Source organism: Micromonospora sp. M42 (genome assembly GCF_000568915.1).
GTDB lineage: Bacteria > Actinomycetota > Actinomycetes > Mycobacteriales > Micromonosporaceae > Micromonospora > Micromonospora chalcea.
On record NZ_KK037233.1, the window covers coordinates 4,485,149 to 4,499,870 of the forward strand.

Below are 14,722 nucleotides of genomic sequence, written 5' to 3' on the forward strand. Positions count from 1 at the left end.
ATCACTCGCCGGACACGGAGGGTGTCCCTGAGGGGACGCTCAGGTCGGGCATCGGCGGCTGGAAGTACGGATCCGTCGCCATCTCCCGGAAGACCTTCTCGCTTTCCGGGTCGTCGCCGAACGTGCTGTCGTAAATCGGCTTCTGCGTCTGCTTCGCCGCGAAGTAGACCGCCGCCTTGATCTGCGGGTGCTTCTTCAGGTACGGCCCGACCTCGCGCATCCAGTCGGCCCGCTGGCCCGGACGCCCGTCCTGGGTCAGGCCGAACTCGCCGATGACGACAGGCCGCGGGTGCTTCTTGGCGAACGCCATGAAGTGGTCCATGCGATTGGAGAAGCTGTTCCACTCCGGGCTGGGATAGACGTCGGCGCAGAGCCAGTCGACCTGGTCGTCGCCGGGGTAGTAGGCGGCGGCCCGGCGCTGCGGCTCGGCGAAGCCGTCCGCGTGCGGGCACCACACCCAGGCCGCGTTGGTGACGCCCATCTCCGTGAAGATGCCGCGGACGTGCTTCCACGCGGCGACGTAGTCCTCCGGCGAGTGCATGCTCGCGGCCAGGTTCGGCCGGTCCATCTCCCACCGGTAGCGCAGCAGCACCGGAACGCCGAACTCCTTGACGTCGCGCGCGCGTTCCCGGATCAGCGTGTCGTAGATGCCGCTGACCGTGGAGCGGGTGTCGGTGCCCTGCCAGGAGATCATCTGGAGCCTGCCCCGGGCCTGGAACGCCCGCTCGCTGGCGCCCGGGAACGGCTCGTTCCACTCGTGGAACATGTGCGCGATGGCGAGTGTGCCGCCGGCGGCCCGGTTGAACTCGTCGAACGCGGCGGCCCGCCCGGTGGCGGTGTGGTACTGCGGCTTGACCCAGGTGCCGAGCCAGGCGCCCTGCTCCGGCGGCTCCGGCCCGCGGCCGGTGGTGCGGACCGGCGCGGTCCGCGGCGTCACGGTCGGTGGAGGCGGCGCCGCCGTGGTCCCCTCGTCGGACCGTTCGGAGCCGATCTCACAGGCCGTCACGGCCGGTGCCAGCAAGGCCAGGCCCAGCACGGCAGCCATCGTCAGTCGTAACCGTCGTACCACCGCAACCTCTCCCCAGGACGGTCGCCGGCCACGGTGGGGCCCTGACGGATCCGCGTGAGCGGAGAGGCACGCCGGGCCGGGCGGGCGACCCCTGGCACTCTACCCGGGGAGGAGCGCTCAGGCGGGGTAGCCGAGCTCGGTCAGCAGCGGTCCGGCCTGCGCCAGCACATCGGCCAGATCCTTTTCGGTCAGTCGCTGCCGCCAGCGCCCCACCGAGCCCGGCCGGGCCTTGGCGAAGCGGGCGTGCAACGCCGCCCGGCCGGCCGGGTCGCGTACCTCCAGGAAGTCGGCGACCACCTCGGCGGCCTCCGCCGGCCGGGTGACGACCTCCTCGTAGCGCAGGTGCCGCACCCGGTCCGCGGGCAGCTCGGCGAGCTGGGTGAGCGCGCTGCTGGTGAAGCGCCGCCACATCCAGGCCGACCGGCCCAGGTCGGAGACCTGCGTGAACTCGTCGCGCCGCTCCGGCTCCACCCAGAACCGCGGCGCGGCGCCCCAGGGCGTACCGCCCCGGCCGCTGCGACCGGTGCCGGTGGACGCGGCGTTCAGCCAGGGCTGCTCGGCGTGCGACACCGCCACGTCCCGGCCGTCCCGGTAGACGTGCAGGAAGACCGCGTCCGGGAAGACCTCGGTCAGGAACGGCACGATGAAGCAGTTCTCCGGGTCCTTCTCGGCGAAGCGCAGTCCACCGTGCCCGGACGCGGCGAGCAGCGCGCCGTAGTAGCCCCGGAAGTAGCGGGCCGCCCGCTGCGGCGTCCAGCTTCCCTCGTAGACACAGCGGGCGACCGCCTTGGTCAGGCGCGGCTCGAAGTGGTACGACACGTCCGGCAGCGCGCCGACGCAACTGCCCAGGAACGTGGTGCCGGAACGCGGGGCCCCCAGGATGAAGATCGGGCGCTCCACCTTCAGCGTGAGGCGGCGGTTGCCCGCCTCCACCGGCCGTTCCAGCTCGCGGCGTTCCTTGCGGTCCGCCAGCAGGCCGACCGCGGCGAGCTTCGCGGCCTTCACGGTGGACAGCCCGGAGTGCGGGGCGAGGGGGGAGTCGCTGGTCATCGAAGGTCCCATCGGTGCGCAGGATCGGTCAGGACTGGGCGGCCGGGTCCGACCCGGCGCGGTTGCGGCCGCGGCGAAGGGACCGCAGCGCGTCGAGGTTCAGCGTGCGCCGCCAGCGCCAGACACCCGCCGCGTACGCGGCCAGGCCGACGGCGCTCACCAGCGCGAGCACCGGCGGCGTGGCGTCGAGCAGGCTCGCCGCGCCCAGCGGCAGGCCCAGCGCCACGACGGCGAGCGCCATCGCGGTACGGGTGCCGGCGCCGAACGGGTGCAGCCGCATCGACCACCAGAGCTGGGTCAGCGGCACCAGGTTGGTGACCAGGATCGAGATCGTCCAGGCCAGAGCCGCGCCGAGGATGCCGAACCGCGGGATGAGCAGCAGGTTGCCGACCACGTTGAGCACGGTGCCGGTCATCGCGTTGTAGAACGTCCACGCGGTGCGCCCGGCCATGTTGAGCACCATGTCGACCATGCCGCATCCGGTGGCCAGCAGCATGGTCAGCGCCAGCAGCACCACGACCCGGCGGCCGTCGGCGTAACCGGCGCCGAAGAGCGCCAGCATCGGCGTCGCGAAGGCCGCGAAGATCAGGTACGCGGGCCAGGAGAGGATCACCAGCCAGCCGGTGGCGACCTGGTAGAGCTGGCCCGCCTCGGCCCGGTCGTTGCGGGCGAACGCGGCGGCCAGCCGGTGCTGCACCGAGCTGGACAGCGCGACGCTGGAGAGCTGGCCCAGCGCCAGGAACCGGGTCGCCGCCGTGTAGATGGCCGCCTCGGCCGGCCCGCGCAGCGCGCTGAGCAGCACGATGTCCAGCCGCTGCACCACGATCGCGGCCAGGCTGCTGACCGCGCGCGGTCCGGTGAAGCGCCAGAACGGCCCGGCCAGCTCACGCGCCGGCACCGGCCGGGTCACCTGCCGCCCGGCCCGGCCGACGAGCCGGCTCAGCCAGAACAGCGCGACCACCGCGGCGAGCAGGTACGGCACCACCCAGGCCAGCGGCAGCGCGACGGTGGCGGACAGCCCGAGCCAGGCGGCCACCGCCACGGCCAGGAACTGCACCAGCGTGCGGCCGAGTCGCTCCACTGTCAGCAGCGGGCGCATCTGGCCGAAGCCCCGGCAGGCGGCGAGCGCGTAGTCGTTGAGCGCGGCCAGCGGCACGAACGCCAGCAGGATGCGCAGCGCGGTCACCGCCTCCGGCCCGGCCTCCGGCATGGTGGCCCGGGCCAGCGCCGGCGCGGCCAGCCAGCCGGCGAGGCCGAGCAGCGCGCCGACCGCGAGCACCGGCAGCAACCCGACCAGGATCGTGCCCCGGATCTGGTCGCGGCGGTCCAGCGTGCGCTGGCGGCTGACGAAGTAGACGGTGCCGACGTCGGTGCCGAGCCGGGCCGCCGACGCGGCGATCATGAACGCGCTGGTGGCCGCGAAGAACATGCCGGCCTCGCGGACGGACCAGCCCCGGGCGATGACGATGTTGAGCCCGAACCCGGCCACCGCGGCCAGGCCGACACCGACCAGGTTCGCGAAGCCCTGCCGGGCCGCGCCGCCGAGCCCCGCGCCCGGCCCGGGCGGCGGTGCGGTGAGCGTCGGGGTGCCGCCGGCGTCCGGCCGGGTCACCGCCGCCACGACGGCACGCGTCCCCACCACGCCGCCAGCCGCTCGTCGTACGGGGCGAAGTGGTCCTCCAGCCGGGCCCGCAGCTCCGCCGACATGGGCGAACGGGACCGCGAGTTGTGCTTGCCGAACGCGATGTCCGCCCAGCGGGGCAGCCCGAGGAAGTCGCAGACCGCGTCGAAGGACGGGCGCGGGTCGGCGAAGAAGTCGTCGCTGTCGATGACGTGCATCCGCTCCCGCCCGACGAGCGCCTCCAGCCGCTCCAGCTGCTCGATGTAGCGGCCCCGGGCCAGGTACGCGTTGTGCTGCAGGTGCTCGCTCGCGTACGCGGCCGAGCGGATCATCCGCTCCCGCTCGCCCGCGGTCCGCTGCTCCTCCAGCGCCAGCGCCCGCTCGAAGTCAGACTCGGTCTCGTAGCCCCGCGCCAGCTCGTGCGAGTGCGCCGAGTACGCCCGCTCCACCGGGTCACGCAGCAGCACCAGCAGCTTCACCGAGGGCAGGTCCTTGGCGATGCGCTGCCCGGCCAGCGGGTGGAACATGTAGTACGGGCTGGACTCGCCGGTGATCCCGCGTACCCCGATCTGGGCCTTGACCGCCTCGGCCTTGGCCGTGGTGGGGAAGTGCCCGAGGTACCAGTTCATCCCCCGGTGGTAGTCCATGTCGAAGTAGTGCACGCCCTTGTGGTACGCGGGCGGCAGCACGCCGGGGTGCTGCGAGAGCGTCTTGAAGAGCGAGGTGGTGCCGCAGCGCTGCGCCCCCACGATCAGGAATCCCGGCACCATCCGTGAACCGGCGGTCAACCGACCGACCGTCCGGCTCACCGACTTCACCGCGCGGAGCGCCTGCTCCCTGGCCACCGTCACGTCCCCACTCCTCACTCTCACCGGGCCCGGCGGGCCAGGTGTTCCTCCACGGCGGGCAGCAGCCAGGTGTCGACGTGCCCCAGTCGCGCACCCGCCTCCGCCTGCCGGTCGCGCAGGTAGCGCGCAGCCAGCTCCACCAGGTAGAGCACGGCGACCAGATCGGCGCCCCCACCGGTCTGGTCGAACGGTGCCAGGGTTGCCCCGGCGCCGGCGATCAGCGCACGCGCGGCCTCGACCGGTTCCACCCCGTCGTGGCTCATCGCGCCCTGCACCGCCAGGTGCAGCGCGTCGTACCCGGCCGGCACGTCCGCCTCGAACCGCCCCAGTCCCAGACCAGCACCCGGCCGTCGGCGAGCACCGCGCTGTTGCCGCCGTTCCAGTCCCCGTGCCACGCGCCGAAGGCGACCACCGGGTCGGCGTCCGCGACGGACTTCAGCACCGCGCGCAGCCGCCCGGCCTCCGGCCGGGTTCCGAGCGCGTCCACCGCGGCGGTGAGCCGGGCCGCGTGCCCGCTGGCCGCCCACGACTCCCGGCGTACGCCGAGACAGCCGGCGACCGCCACCATGGCCGCGCGTTCGGCCGCCTGCCGGCGCCGGGGCGGCCCGGGGCAGCCGCACCGGCAGCGCCTCCTGCACGAGCAGCGCGTGCCCGTGCCAGTCGCCGTGGTGGCGTACCCCGGCCAGGACCACCGGGCCGAGCGGCACCTCGGCGAGGCGGCGCAGCGCGTCCGCCTCCGCGTGCACGAGCGCGCGGGTCAGCGGGTCGACGCCGAGTTTCGCGTACCCGAGGGCCCGGCCGTCCGGGGCGAGCAGTTGCAGCACCGGCTTGCGGTTCGCGCGGGCCGGCCCGATGTGCAGGCTGACCAGCGCCGGCTCACCCAGCACCTCGGCCAGGTGCGCGTCCAGCCCGCCGCCGTCGACGACCAGCCGGTCGCGGAAGACGAGCGGCCCGAGACCGAGCCGGAACGCGGTGGCGAGGCCCTGCCGGACCAGCTTGGCCTTGCGGCCGACGGCCTCGGTGGAGTGCCGGACCGCGCTCGCCGCCGCCCGGCCGGAGCCGGTGGGCACGAGCAGCCGGGGGCGGGCCGCCGAGGGCACCACCACCCAGCCGGCGCCGCCGCGGCGCAGGCTGGGCTCGGCCGGCGCGGGCCAGATCAGCCCGGCCAGTTCACCGAGGTACGCGGCACGGCCGTCGCCGTCCGGGGGTACGCGGAACACCATCAGCGGTCACCGGTCGCTTCCAGCCGGGCCCGTAGCCCGGCGATCGTGCCCTGCGGTGGCGCGGGCGCGAGCGACCGGCGGATCCGGTCGTTGCGGGCCAGCAGGGCGACAGTGATCAGGGCGTAGGCGAGGGTTGCTTCCATCGCACCGTAGGTGAACTGGAAGAAGAGCATGAGGATGAGCACGAGCGTGCCGGCGATCCCGATGGCGCTGTGGTCGCGCCGGTAGCGCCAGATGCAGTAGATGAAGAACGCGTTGTAGCAGATCGCGCCGACCCAGCCCTGCCCGACGAGCAGCGCCCAGACCTGGCCGTTGCTGCCCAGCTCCCGGTTGCCGCACTGCTTGCAGTCCTCGGACTTGCCGATGGCGATCGACCGGTTGCTGCCGATCAGCGCCCGGTTGCCGCCGTAGCCGAGGATCGGCGACTGGTTGGCCGCCCGGACCGCGCCCTGCGACAGGGTGGTGCGGATGTCGTCGCTGTGCCCGTTCTGCAGGCGTTCGTCGAAGGTGCGGCCGAGCGGGGTCGCGATGATCAGCACGCCGATCAGTCCGACCGCCAGGGCGAGCCCGCCGAGCACCACCATCCGGCCGCGCAGCGCGAGCCGCAGCGCCACGTACGCGGCGGCGATGCCGAGGCCGATCCAGAGGCCGCGGTTGAGGGAGTAGACGATCGGGAAGATCGCCGCCAACGCGATGGCCACGCCGGCGGTACGGCGCAGCGGCTTGCCCAGCACCACCCAGCCGACGATCAGCCAGACCAGCAGGATGGCGGTGTTCTGGCCCCACGAGTTCGTGTAGGTGAACGGCGCGGACGGGCGGGGCGAGCTGGCCTCCCCCTCGATCACCTGCTGCACCTGGGCGAACTTGATCTCCATGAGCGAGGTGACGTACGGGTGGCCGGCGATCGACTGCGGCAGCACGAACCGCAGCGGCGCGACGAACCTGAGGTTCGGGAAGAGCGAGCCGATCCAGCCGCCGAGCACCACGACCACGCCCATGAACCCGAACAGCCGGACCATCCGGCGCTGGGACAGCTCCCGCTCGCGCAGGTTGTAGACGTAGAGCATGGTCACTGTCATCGCGACGTAGTTGGCGAGCCGGATGCCCCAGCCGATGTACTTGCCGCTGCCGCCGGGCGGCAGCGTGTTCGGCGCGGTGAGGTCGAGGGTGAGCACGGACAGGAACACCCAGAGAAGCAGGACCATCCAGATCCCGAAGCCGGGCGGCACCCGGACCGGGCCGCGTTTGCGCATCTGCGCCACCATCGGCACCGCGAAGATGACGAACACGAAGCTCGACACGCCGAGCACCCACCACAGCGGGTACAGCAGGAAGACCGCGATCAGCGGCCATGCCGTCGGCAGCCGCCACGACCAGCCCTCCGGCCGTACCCGCACCGGGCGGAGGCGGTTCCCGCCGGGCGACACCGCGGCGAGCGGAACCGACCCGCGCGCGGTACGGGGCGGGGTGGCGGTGCTCATTTCACGGAGACCTTGGCGGTGGTCGGCGCGTAGATGACCCACGCGTTGCCGGGCTGGGGGCGCAGGAGGTCGCCGCCGGTGTCGGCGAGCGTGCAGACCAGAGGCAGGCCGGGCTTGCGCCACCGGCCCTTGGCGCTGTTCGGCCCGGACACGGCGAGCACCGCGCCCTCACCGAAGACGTTCGCCGAGGGCAGCGAGCGCGGGGACGGGTTGCGTACGTCGAGCGTGCGGTACTCCATCGTCAGCACGATGACGGATGCGGCGGTCACGGTGACCTTGCCGATCCTGCCGGCCCAGACGGACTTCGTCTGGTCGTACCGCCAGACCATCGGCGGACCGCCGGAGACGGTGACGGTGAGTTCGGTGGCGGGTGCCAGGTCGCGGGTGGCGAGCGCCTCGCCGTCGGTGGTGTGGTCGATCGGCGCAGGGGGCGGCTGGCCCCCCTTCGGGGCGGCCTTGAGCAGCGCGGCGGTCGACGTGTAGCCGCCGGAGAAGACCTTGCTGTCGTCGTCGGGCGTGACGCCGTCGAGGTCGGAGTTCTCGAACTGGGTGAGGAAGCCGGTGGGGCCGCCGTTGTAGCCGACGAACGGGCGCAGCACAGTGAGCGACCGGATGTCGACCGGCCGGATCTCGGTGACCGGGCCGATCTTCGCGGCGTCCCTGGAGTGGAACACCGCGGTCAGGTGCAGCGTGTCCGCCTCGGCGAACTCGGCGTAGACCAGGTCGGCGGCGTCCAGGCCGGCCGGTGTGGTCGCGGGGCTCACCCGCAGCGGCACCGCGACCGCCTGGCGGGTCGCCGCGGCCGGGGTGCTGACCGGAGCCCCGGTCAGCGGGCCCTTGGGCAGGGTCGGCGAAGCGCTGGCCGCGGACGGCGAGGAGGTGACGTCGCCCGGGTCCACCACCTGGACCTTGCCCGGCTTGGGCTCGGGCTCGCTGCACCCGGTCCCGACGCCGAGGACGACGGCGGGGGCGATGGCGGCGCGGAGCATCTGCCGACGGTTCACCCCAGATCCTCGCCGGAGTCGAGGGCGTAGCTGCGGCCGTCGCCGTCACCCCGGGAGCGGTACGTGCCGCCGGTGCCGTTGAGCGGCACCGGCTTGCCCGGGGCGGCGGGCGGGGTGGCCTTGCCGGGCATCTGCGGCGCCGGAGCGGCCGGCTTCGCCGGGGCGGGCCGGGACGACTGCATGCGCGGCAGCACCATGGTCGACTCGGCGGACGGGCCGGGGCTGGGCCGGGGCTTGGGCCGGTTGGCCGGGGCAGCCGGCGCGCTCGACCCGCCGGACGTCGCCGGGCGGGTGGCGCCGGCGGGCGGTTCGGGCAGGCGCGGAGCCAGCACGGCGCCGATCACCGGCGCGTTCACCTGCTCGAACTGCTGGAGCGCGGCGGTGATCTCACCGCTGCGGGTCTTGCCCGCCTCGGCCACCATGATCACCGCGTCGACGTACCGGCCCAGGGCCTGGGCCTCCACGGCGAACGTGGGCTGCGCGGTCTCGATGATCACGTGGTCGAAGCGCGCGGACAGCTCGTGCAGGATCTCCAGCAGACCGGCGACCGGCAGCTCCACCTCGGCGTCCAGGTCGCCCGGCACCAGCACCCGGAGCTGGCCGAGCCCCGGCACCGGCGCGAGCGCCTTGAGCGGGGGCACGTCGCGGCGCAGCACCGAGGCGAGGCTGTGCCGCCCCTCGGCCACGCCGGTGATCGCGCCCACCGCCGAGTCGGGCTTGGTGGTGATCAGCGCGACCTGCTGGCCGGTACGGGCGTACGAGGCGGCCAGGTTGGCGGCGACGAACCCGGCGGCGGTGCCGGCCGAGGCGTCACAGAGCAGCAGTTGGCGCCCGCGCCCGCCCTGCGCCGCTTCGGGCACCGCGGAGAGCAGCACGTTGCGCAGCCGGCCCAGCTCGCGGGAGGCCCGGTGGGTGGCCGGCAGGACTGCGAGCGACGGCGCGCGCGACGGCAGTTCCACAAGCAGCGGCAGGCCGACCCGGTCGGAGATGTCGCGTCCGCGGCGGATCCGGGTGTCCAGCCGGTCCAGCACCAGCGCCAGCACGATGCCGAGCAGCAGACCCGCGCCCATGCCGCTGGCGAGGTTGAGCGTGCGGTTCGGCGAGCTGGGCCGCTCCGGCAGCCGGGCGTCGGAGATGATCTCGCCGGGATCGGAGCCGGCCGCGCTCAGCGGGTTGAGCCGGTTGTACAGGTTGCTGATCTGGTTGGTGACGAGCTGGCGGTCGGATTCGGCCCGCTCCCGCTCGGGCGAGTTGGACGGCGCCGCCGAGATCCGCCCGGCGATCGCGCTCAACTGCTTCTGCAGATCGGCGATCTGCTGCTTGAGCGTGTTCGTCTCGTTCTCCAGCGACTTCTGCGCGGTGGCCTTGCGCAGGTCGAGGTAGGCCTGGGCGAACGCGTGCGAGCCCGACTGGGCGCCCTCGGGGCTGTTCGCCTCGTACGCCACCTGGAGGATCTGGCTGTTCGGCGGGACCTTGACGGTCACCGACTTGACGAGCTGGTCGGCCCCGGTGTCGACCTTCATCAGCGCCTTGGCCCGCTCCGCCACCACGAGCGAGCGGACCACCTGCGCCTCGGTGTCGAGGTTGACCTTGGCGTTGGGGTTGTTCTCCGCGCCCGAGCCGAGCGGGCGCACCAGCAGCGACGTGGTCGAGGTGTAGCGCGCCTCCTGGATCTGGCTCAGCGCCAGCCCTCCGCCCAGGCCGAGGACCGCGGCGAGCAGCAGGATCCACCAACGGCGGCGCAGCCAGCCCAGGTAGGCCATCAGGGCAAGACCGTCGGCGTCGCTCTCGGCCAAATGGGGTGAGGGCATCAGAGTCTGTCGCTCCCTTTCGACCGAGCCGGGCAGTCCACGGCACAGCTGGACCTGACCGTGGCCTTGAGTGTCCCCGATCCGAACGACGAGGGAAAGTCTGCTCACGTTCCGGTAAGCCTGCCCGGGTGTGGGCAGCCCGCGTAGAAATGGCCGATCGGCGCTGACCATTCGGCGGGTTTCCCGGTGCCGGGCCCGACTTGCCCCCGGTAAGCCGACGTCGCCGACGGCTCTCGTGCGGAGCGGTGACGGAATCCTGACACATCTCACTTCGTCCGGGTGTCCCGGCCCGTGGTCCGGGCGCGGCCGGGCTGACCTGCCCGACGGCCGGTCGACGCGCATCCCGTTGACGGGAATCGCGAGGTGAGCCGACCGGCGAGCCAGGATCCGTCCAATGGCCCCTTCAGTTGCCCACGGGCCCGCCAGTAGGTTGTCAGGACGCGTCCGAGGGGCATTCACAAAAATCCGGACGCGTCATCCGCGTACGGGAGGACGTTTGTGGTGAGCGGGTCAACCGAGGACTCGGGACAGGTCCTGCTGGTGGGTTCCAGTGGCGGGCACCTGGCCCAGCTCCTGGCCCTGGAACCGTGGTACCGGGATCGGCGCCGCGCATGGGTAACCTTCGACACCCCGGACGCGCGCTCGCTGCTCGCCGGCGAGGACGTGGTCTGGGCGCACCACCCCACCACACGCAACGTCAAGAACCTGGTACGCAACGCGTTCCTCGCGCTGAAGGTCATCCGCCGGCGCCAGGTCGACGCGGTCGTCACCACCGGCGCCGGGGTCGCCCTGCCGTTCGTGGTGGCGGCCCGCATGCGCAAGATCCCCACGGTCTACATCGAGGTGTACGACCGGATCGACAGCGCGACGCTCACCGCCCGGCTCTGCCGTCCCTTCCTCTCCGCGATGCTCGTGCAGTGGGAGGAGCAGCGCCGGATGTACCCGGAGGCGACCGTCGTGGGGAACCTCCTCTGATGGCGCACATTCCCCAGCAGCGGGACCGGCGGTCCAGGCCGTTCGTGCTGGTCGTGGTCGGCACCGACGTGCACCGCTTCGACCGGCTGGTCGGCTGGCTGGAACGCTGGCACGCGGCCCGGCCCGAGGTCCGGCTGGTCCTCCAGTACGGCCACAGCCGCACCCCGGCCCTGCCCGAGGCCACCCCGTTCCTCGGCCACGAGGAACTCCAGCAGGCGATGGCGGAGTCCACGCTCGTGGTCAGCCACGGCGGCCCGGCCACCATCACCGAGGCCCGGCGCACCGGCCACCTGCCGATCGTGGTGCCCCGCGACCCGGCCCACGACGAGCACGTCGACAACCACCAGCAGCTGTTCTCCCGCCGCCTGGGCGCGGCCGGCATGGTGCGGCTGTGCGAGTCCGAGGCCGAGCTGGTCGCCGCGCTGGACGAGGGCCTGGCCGACCCGAGCCGGTTCGTCCTGGCCGCCGACCCGGGCCGTCCGGACCCGCGCGCCGAGGCGGTCGCCCGCGTCGGCGCGGTGATCGACGGCCTGGTCGCCGGCCGGGTACGCCAGCGGACCGCCGGGCGGCGCGGATGAGCGGCCCGGACCCGGCTGCGCCGCGGGTCCTCTTCGTCGGCGGCCTCGGCCGCAGCGGCTCCACGCTGCTGGAGCTGCTGCTCGCGCAGAGCGCCGACGTGTGCGCCGTCGGTGAGGTCGTGCACCTGTGGGAGCGGGCGCTCGGGGCCGACGAGCGGTGCGGCTGCGGCGAGCGGTTCACCGGCTGCCCGTTCTGGCGGCAGGTCGGCGACCAGGCGTTCGGCGGCTGGGACGCGGTCGACCGGGACGACGTGCTGGCGCTCAAGGACCGGGTCGACCGGACCCGGCACATCCCCCGGCTCGCCAAGGAGGCGCTCCCGCCGGAGCAGCTCGCCGACGTGCGCCGCTACGCCGACCTGTACACCCGGATCTACCGGGCCGCGCTCGCGGTGACCGGCGCCCGGGTCGTGGTGGACTCCAGCAAGCACGCCTCGCTCGCGTTCGCGCTGCGCTGGGCCGAAGGGCTCGACCTGCGGGTCCTGCACCTGGTCCGGGACAGCCGGGCGGTGGCGTACTCGTGGGGCAAGCAGGTGCGCCGTCCCGAGGTGGTCGACGGCGAGGACTTCATGCCGACCTTCTCGCCGTTCGAGGTGAGCAAGCTGTGGACCGCGCAGAACGCGGCGTTCCACCTGCTCGCCTCCCGGGCCAAGGTGCTGCGGCTGCGGTACGAGGACTTCACCGCCGACCCGGCCGGCACCGTAAGCCGGGTGCGGGACTTCGCCGGCCTGCCGGACGACCCGGCCGCGCTGCGGATCCTCTCGGCGGACGCGGCCGACGCGGCGAGCGAGCCGGCCGCGCCGTTCCGCGCGCACAGCGTCGCCGGCAACCCGTTGCGGTTCAGCGGCGGGCCGTTGACAGTGCGCCGCGACGAGGCATGGCGCGACCGCCTGCCGCGACGCAGCCGTGCCGTGGTCAGCCTGGCCACGCTTCCCCTGCGGGTCCGTTACGGCTATCTGGGCCAGCGGGGATCCGACGAGTCCGTGGAGAGAGCATGAGTGGGCCGAGCATCTCGGTGGTCGTACCGACGCGGGACCGTCCGGAGTTGCTGCGCGCGGCGCTCGACGCGATCCTCAGCCAGGCGCACCCGGGCCTGATCGAGGCGATCGTGGTCTACGACCAGTCCGAGCCGGACCGGTCGCTGGAGACCGACCGGGGTGACCGGCGGATCCGGGTGATCACCAACACCCGTACCGCCGGGCTGGCCGGGGCGCGCAACACCGGCATCGAGGCGGCCACCGGCGACTGGGTGGCGTTCTGCGACGACGACGACGAGTGGCTGCCCGGCAAGCTCGCCGCCCAGTTCGGGGCGCTCGACGCGCACCCGGACGGCGCGCTGGTGAGCTGCGGCATCCGGGTCAGCTACGACGACCGTACGGTGGACCGATCGCTGGACCGCGCCCGGATCTCGCTGGAGGCGCTGCTGCGCGACCGGCTCACCGAGCTGCACCCGTCCACGTTCCTGATCCGCCGGGCCGCGCTGCTCGACGCGATCGGCCTGGTCGACGAGCAGATCCCGGGCAGCTACGCGGAGGACTACGAGTTCCTGCTCCGCGCCGCCCGGTACGCGCCGCTGGTGAACGTGGAGAGCCCGTACGTGCTGGTCCGCTGGCACAAGCGGTCCTACTTCGCACAGCGCTGGGAGACCATCTCGACCGCGTTGCAGTGGCTTCTGCGCCGCTACCCGGAGTTCGCCACCGTGCCGCACGGCGAGGCTCGGGTGGCCGGTCAGATCGCGTTCGCGCAGGCCGCCATGGGTAACCGGCGGGACGCGGTCCGCTGGGCGCGGCGCACGCTGGCCCGCAACCCGAAGGAGCCGCGTGCCTACCTGGCGCTGGCGGTGGCGAGCCGGGCGGTGCAGGCCGACCGGGTGCTGCGCACGCTGCACAAGCGCGGCCGGGGCATCTGACGCGTACGCGGAACGGGCGGGCGACCGAGGTCGCCCGCCCGTTCTCGTCCGGTCATCAGGTCAGGCCGTGCAGAAGGACTTCCACGCCTGGATGCTCGGCTGGTCGAGCAGCCGGAAGTCGCCCTGGCTGACGGTCTGGTTGTAGTACGCGACGAATTCCGGCCGCTGGCCGTTGAGGAAGTTCGTCATCGACCGGATCCAGGCCGCCCGGCCGGTGCCCGGGTCACCCGGCACCAGGTCGCTGCCGGTCTCCGCGACGCCCCACGGCTTGCCCAGCGCCTTCGACTTGCTGATCATCGGGCCGTAGATCTCCTGCGGCGGGGCGTACCGCTTCCACTTCTTGCCCCAGTTGTAGCAGTCCCAGCCGAGTGTCTCGATCACGTCGGAGCCGGGGTAGAACGCGTCGAAGCTGCGCCCGGACTTCGGGTCGAGCGTCCAGCACATCAGGATCAGCGTGTTGATCAGCTTGGGGTTGTTCGCCCGGGCGGCCAGCCCGGCCACCCGCTTCCACGCGGTCCGGTACGCCTCGGTGGTGAAGGCGCCGCGCTCGACGTCGTCCTCCGGCTCGTGGAAGTACGACCAGTAGACGTTGTGCTCGCGCGGGATCGAGGCGAACCAGGAGGTCAGGCGGGAGTCGAACTTGCCGGTGTTGATCTCCTGCGGCGCCGCCTTGAAGGACACCACAACGGTCCGGTCCACCACGTCGGCCCGGCTGCCGGACCAGGCCGGCGGCAGGCCGGGGAAGAAGATCCGGGCCATCCGCAGCTTGCCGAACGTCCGGTCGGAGCGGGCCAGCGCCTGACCGAAGGTCTCCCCGTTCTGCACGCCGATCGAGGCGCCGGGCAGCGTCAGCCGCGTACCGCCGAAGGCCGGGCCCGCGTTCTCGGAGGCCGACGGGCGGGCCGAGGGTTTGCCACCTAGACCCTGGTCGGCGCTCGGGGACGCACCCGGCGTAGCTGGCGCGCCCGGGCCCATCGAGGTCGCCGGGCCGACCGATCCGGGGGCCTCGCCTGCTTGCGGGTTCGCGGAGTCGGGCCGCAGCGCGGCCACCGCCACCCCGCCGCCGGCCACTGCCAGCGCCAGCGCCGCCGCGACCGCCACGCGCCAGCGTCGCCGGGCGCCGCCGGGCGGCGGAGTCGTCCCCGGTGCGAGCGGC

Annotated in this window: 13 protein-coding genes; 4 read left to right on the forward strand and 9 right to left on the reverse strand. The window is 73.3% G+C overall.

Annotated elements, in window-relative coordinates; genetic code table 11:
• Nucleotide 1 precedes the first annotated feature (1 nt).
• The 8 genes from MCBG_RS20695 to MCBG_RS20730 form a co-directional block, all read right to left on the reverse strand.
• Complete coding sequence (locus tag MCBG_RS20695; protein ID WP_043327759.1) at nucleotides 2-1,045, reverse strand: glycoside hydrolase family 26 protein; 1,044 nt, start codon at nucleotides 1,043-1,045, stop codon at nucleotides 2-4.
• A 141-nt stretch (nucleotides 1,046-1,186) separates the two neighbouring features.
• The gene (locus MCBG_RS20700) at nucleotides 1,187-2,119 is read right to left on the reverse strand and encodes a sulfotransferase family protein (RefSeq protein ID WP_043327760.1); all 933 of its coding nucleotides are present in this window, start codon (nucleotides 2,117-2,119) and stop codon (nucleotides 1,187-1,189) included.
• Nucleotides 2,120-2,147: 28 nt separating this feature from the next.
• Nucleotides 2,148-3,761, reverse strand: a complete 1,614-nt coding sequence (locus MCBG_RS20705; protein WP_043327761.1) for an oligosaccharide flippase family protein — start codon at nucleotides 3,759-3,761, stop codon at nucleotides 2,148-2,150.
• Nucleotides 3,728-4,591: a sulfotransferase family protein gene (locus MCBG_RS20710; RefSeq protein WP_043327762.1), complete on the reverse strand. Its 864-nt coding sequence runs from the start codon at nucleotides 4,589-4,591 to the stop codon at nucleotides 3,728-3,730. Before MCBG_RS20710 ends, MCBG_RS20705 begins: the two co-directional genes overlap by 34 nt.
• Nucleotides 4,592-4,608: 17 nt before the next feature.
• Nucleotides 4,609-5,811, reverse strand: a complete 1,203-nt coding sequence (locus MCBG_RS20715; RefSeq protein ID WP_223201281.1) for a hypothetical protein — start codon at nucleotides 5,809-5,811, stop codon at nucleotides 4,609-4,611.
• Nucleotides 5,811-7,292 carry an O-antigen ligase family protein gene (locus MCBG_RS20720; RefSeq protein WP_043327763.1) on the reverse strand — a complete coding sequence of 494 codons (1,482 nt, stop codon included), beginning with the start codon at nucleotides 7,290-7,292 and terminating at the stop codon, nucleotides 5,811-5,813. Before MCBG_RS20720 ends, MCBG_RS20715 begins: the two co-directional genes overlap by 1 nt.
• On the reverse strand, nucleotides 7,289-8,296 hold the full coding sequence (locus MCBG_RS20725; protein WP_043327764.1) for a DUF3048 domain-containing protein: 1,008 nt from the start codon (nucleotides 8,294-8,296) through the stop codon (nucleotides 7,289-7,291). Before MCBG_RS20725 ends, MCBG_RS20720 begins: the two co-directional genes overlap by 4 nt.
• On the reverse strand, nucleotides 8,293-10,107 hold the full coding sequence (locus MCBG_RS20730) for a Wzz/FepE/Etk N-terminal domain-containing protein (RefSeq protein ID WP_043327765.1): 1,815 nt from the start codon (nucleotides 10,105-10,107) through the stop codon (nucleotides 8,293-8,295). The genes MCBG_RS20725 and MCBG_RS20730 overlap by 4 nt, the downstream gene beginning before the upstream one ends.
• Nucleotides 10,108-10,605: 498 nt before the next feature.
• Between MCBG_RS20730 and MCBG_RS20735 the strand changes: the two genes are divergently transcribed.
• Genes MCBG_RS20735 through MCBG_RS20750 form a run of 4 tightly spaced genes read left to right on the forward strand, consistent with a single transcriptional unit; the run spans nucleotide 10,606 to nucleotide 13,566 of the window.
• On the forward strand, nucleotides 10,606-11,082 hold the full coding sequence (locus MCBG_RS20735; RefSeq protein ID WP_030499390.1) for a glycosyltransferase family protein: 477 nt from the start codon (nucleotides 10,606-10,608) through the stop codon (nucleotides 11,080-11,082).
• Complete coding sequence (locus MCBG_RS20740; RefSeq protein WP_043327766.1) at nucleotides 11,082-11,660, forward strand: glycosyltransferase; 579 nt, start codon at nucleotides 11,082-11,084, stop codon at nucleotides 11,658-11,660. Before MCBG_RS20735 ends, MCBG_RS20740 begins: the two co-directional genes overlap by 1 nt.
• Complete coding sequence (locus MCBG_RS20745; protein ID WP_043327767.1) at nucleotides 11,657-12,655, forward strand: sulfotransferase family protein; 999 nt, start codon at nucleotides 11,657-11,659, stop codon at nucleotides 12,653-12,655. Before MCBG_RS20740 ends, MCBG_RS20745 begins: the two co-directional genes overlap by 4 nt.
• Nucleotides 12,652-13,566 carry a glycosyltransferase family 2 protein gene (locus tag MCBG_RS20750; RefSeq protein ID WP_013289266.1) on the forward strand — a complete coding sequence of 305 codons (915 nt, stop codon included), beginning with the start codon at nucleotides 12,652-12,654 and terminating at the stop codon, nucleotides 13,564-13,566. Before MCBG_RS20745 ends, MCBG_RS20750 begins: the two co-directional genes overlap by 4 nt.
• Before the next feature lie 60 nt (nucleotides 13,567-13,626).
• On the opposite strand, the gene MCBG_RS20755 is transcribed toward MCBG_RS20750, so the two are convergent.
• The coding region (locus MCBG_RS20755; RefSeq protein ID WP_043327768.1) for a glycoside hydrolase family 26 protein at nucleotides 13,627-14,722 on the reverse strand (1,096 nt) is incomplete at its 5' end.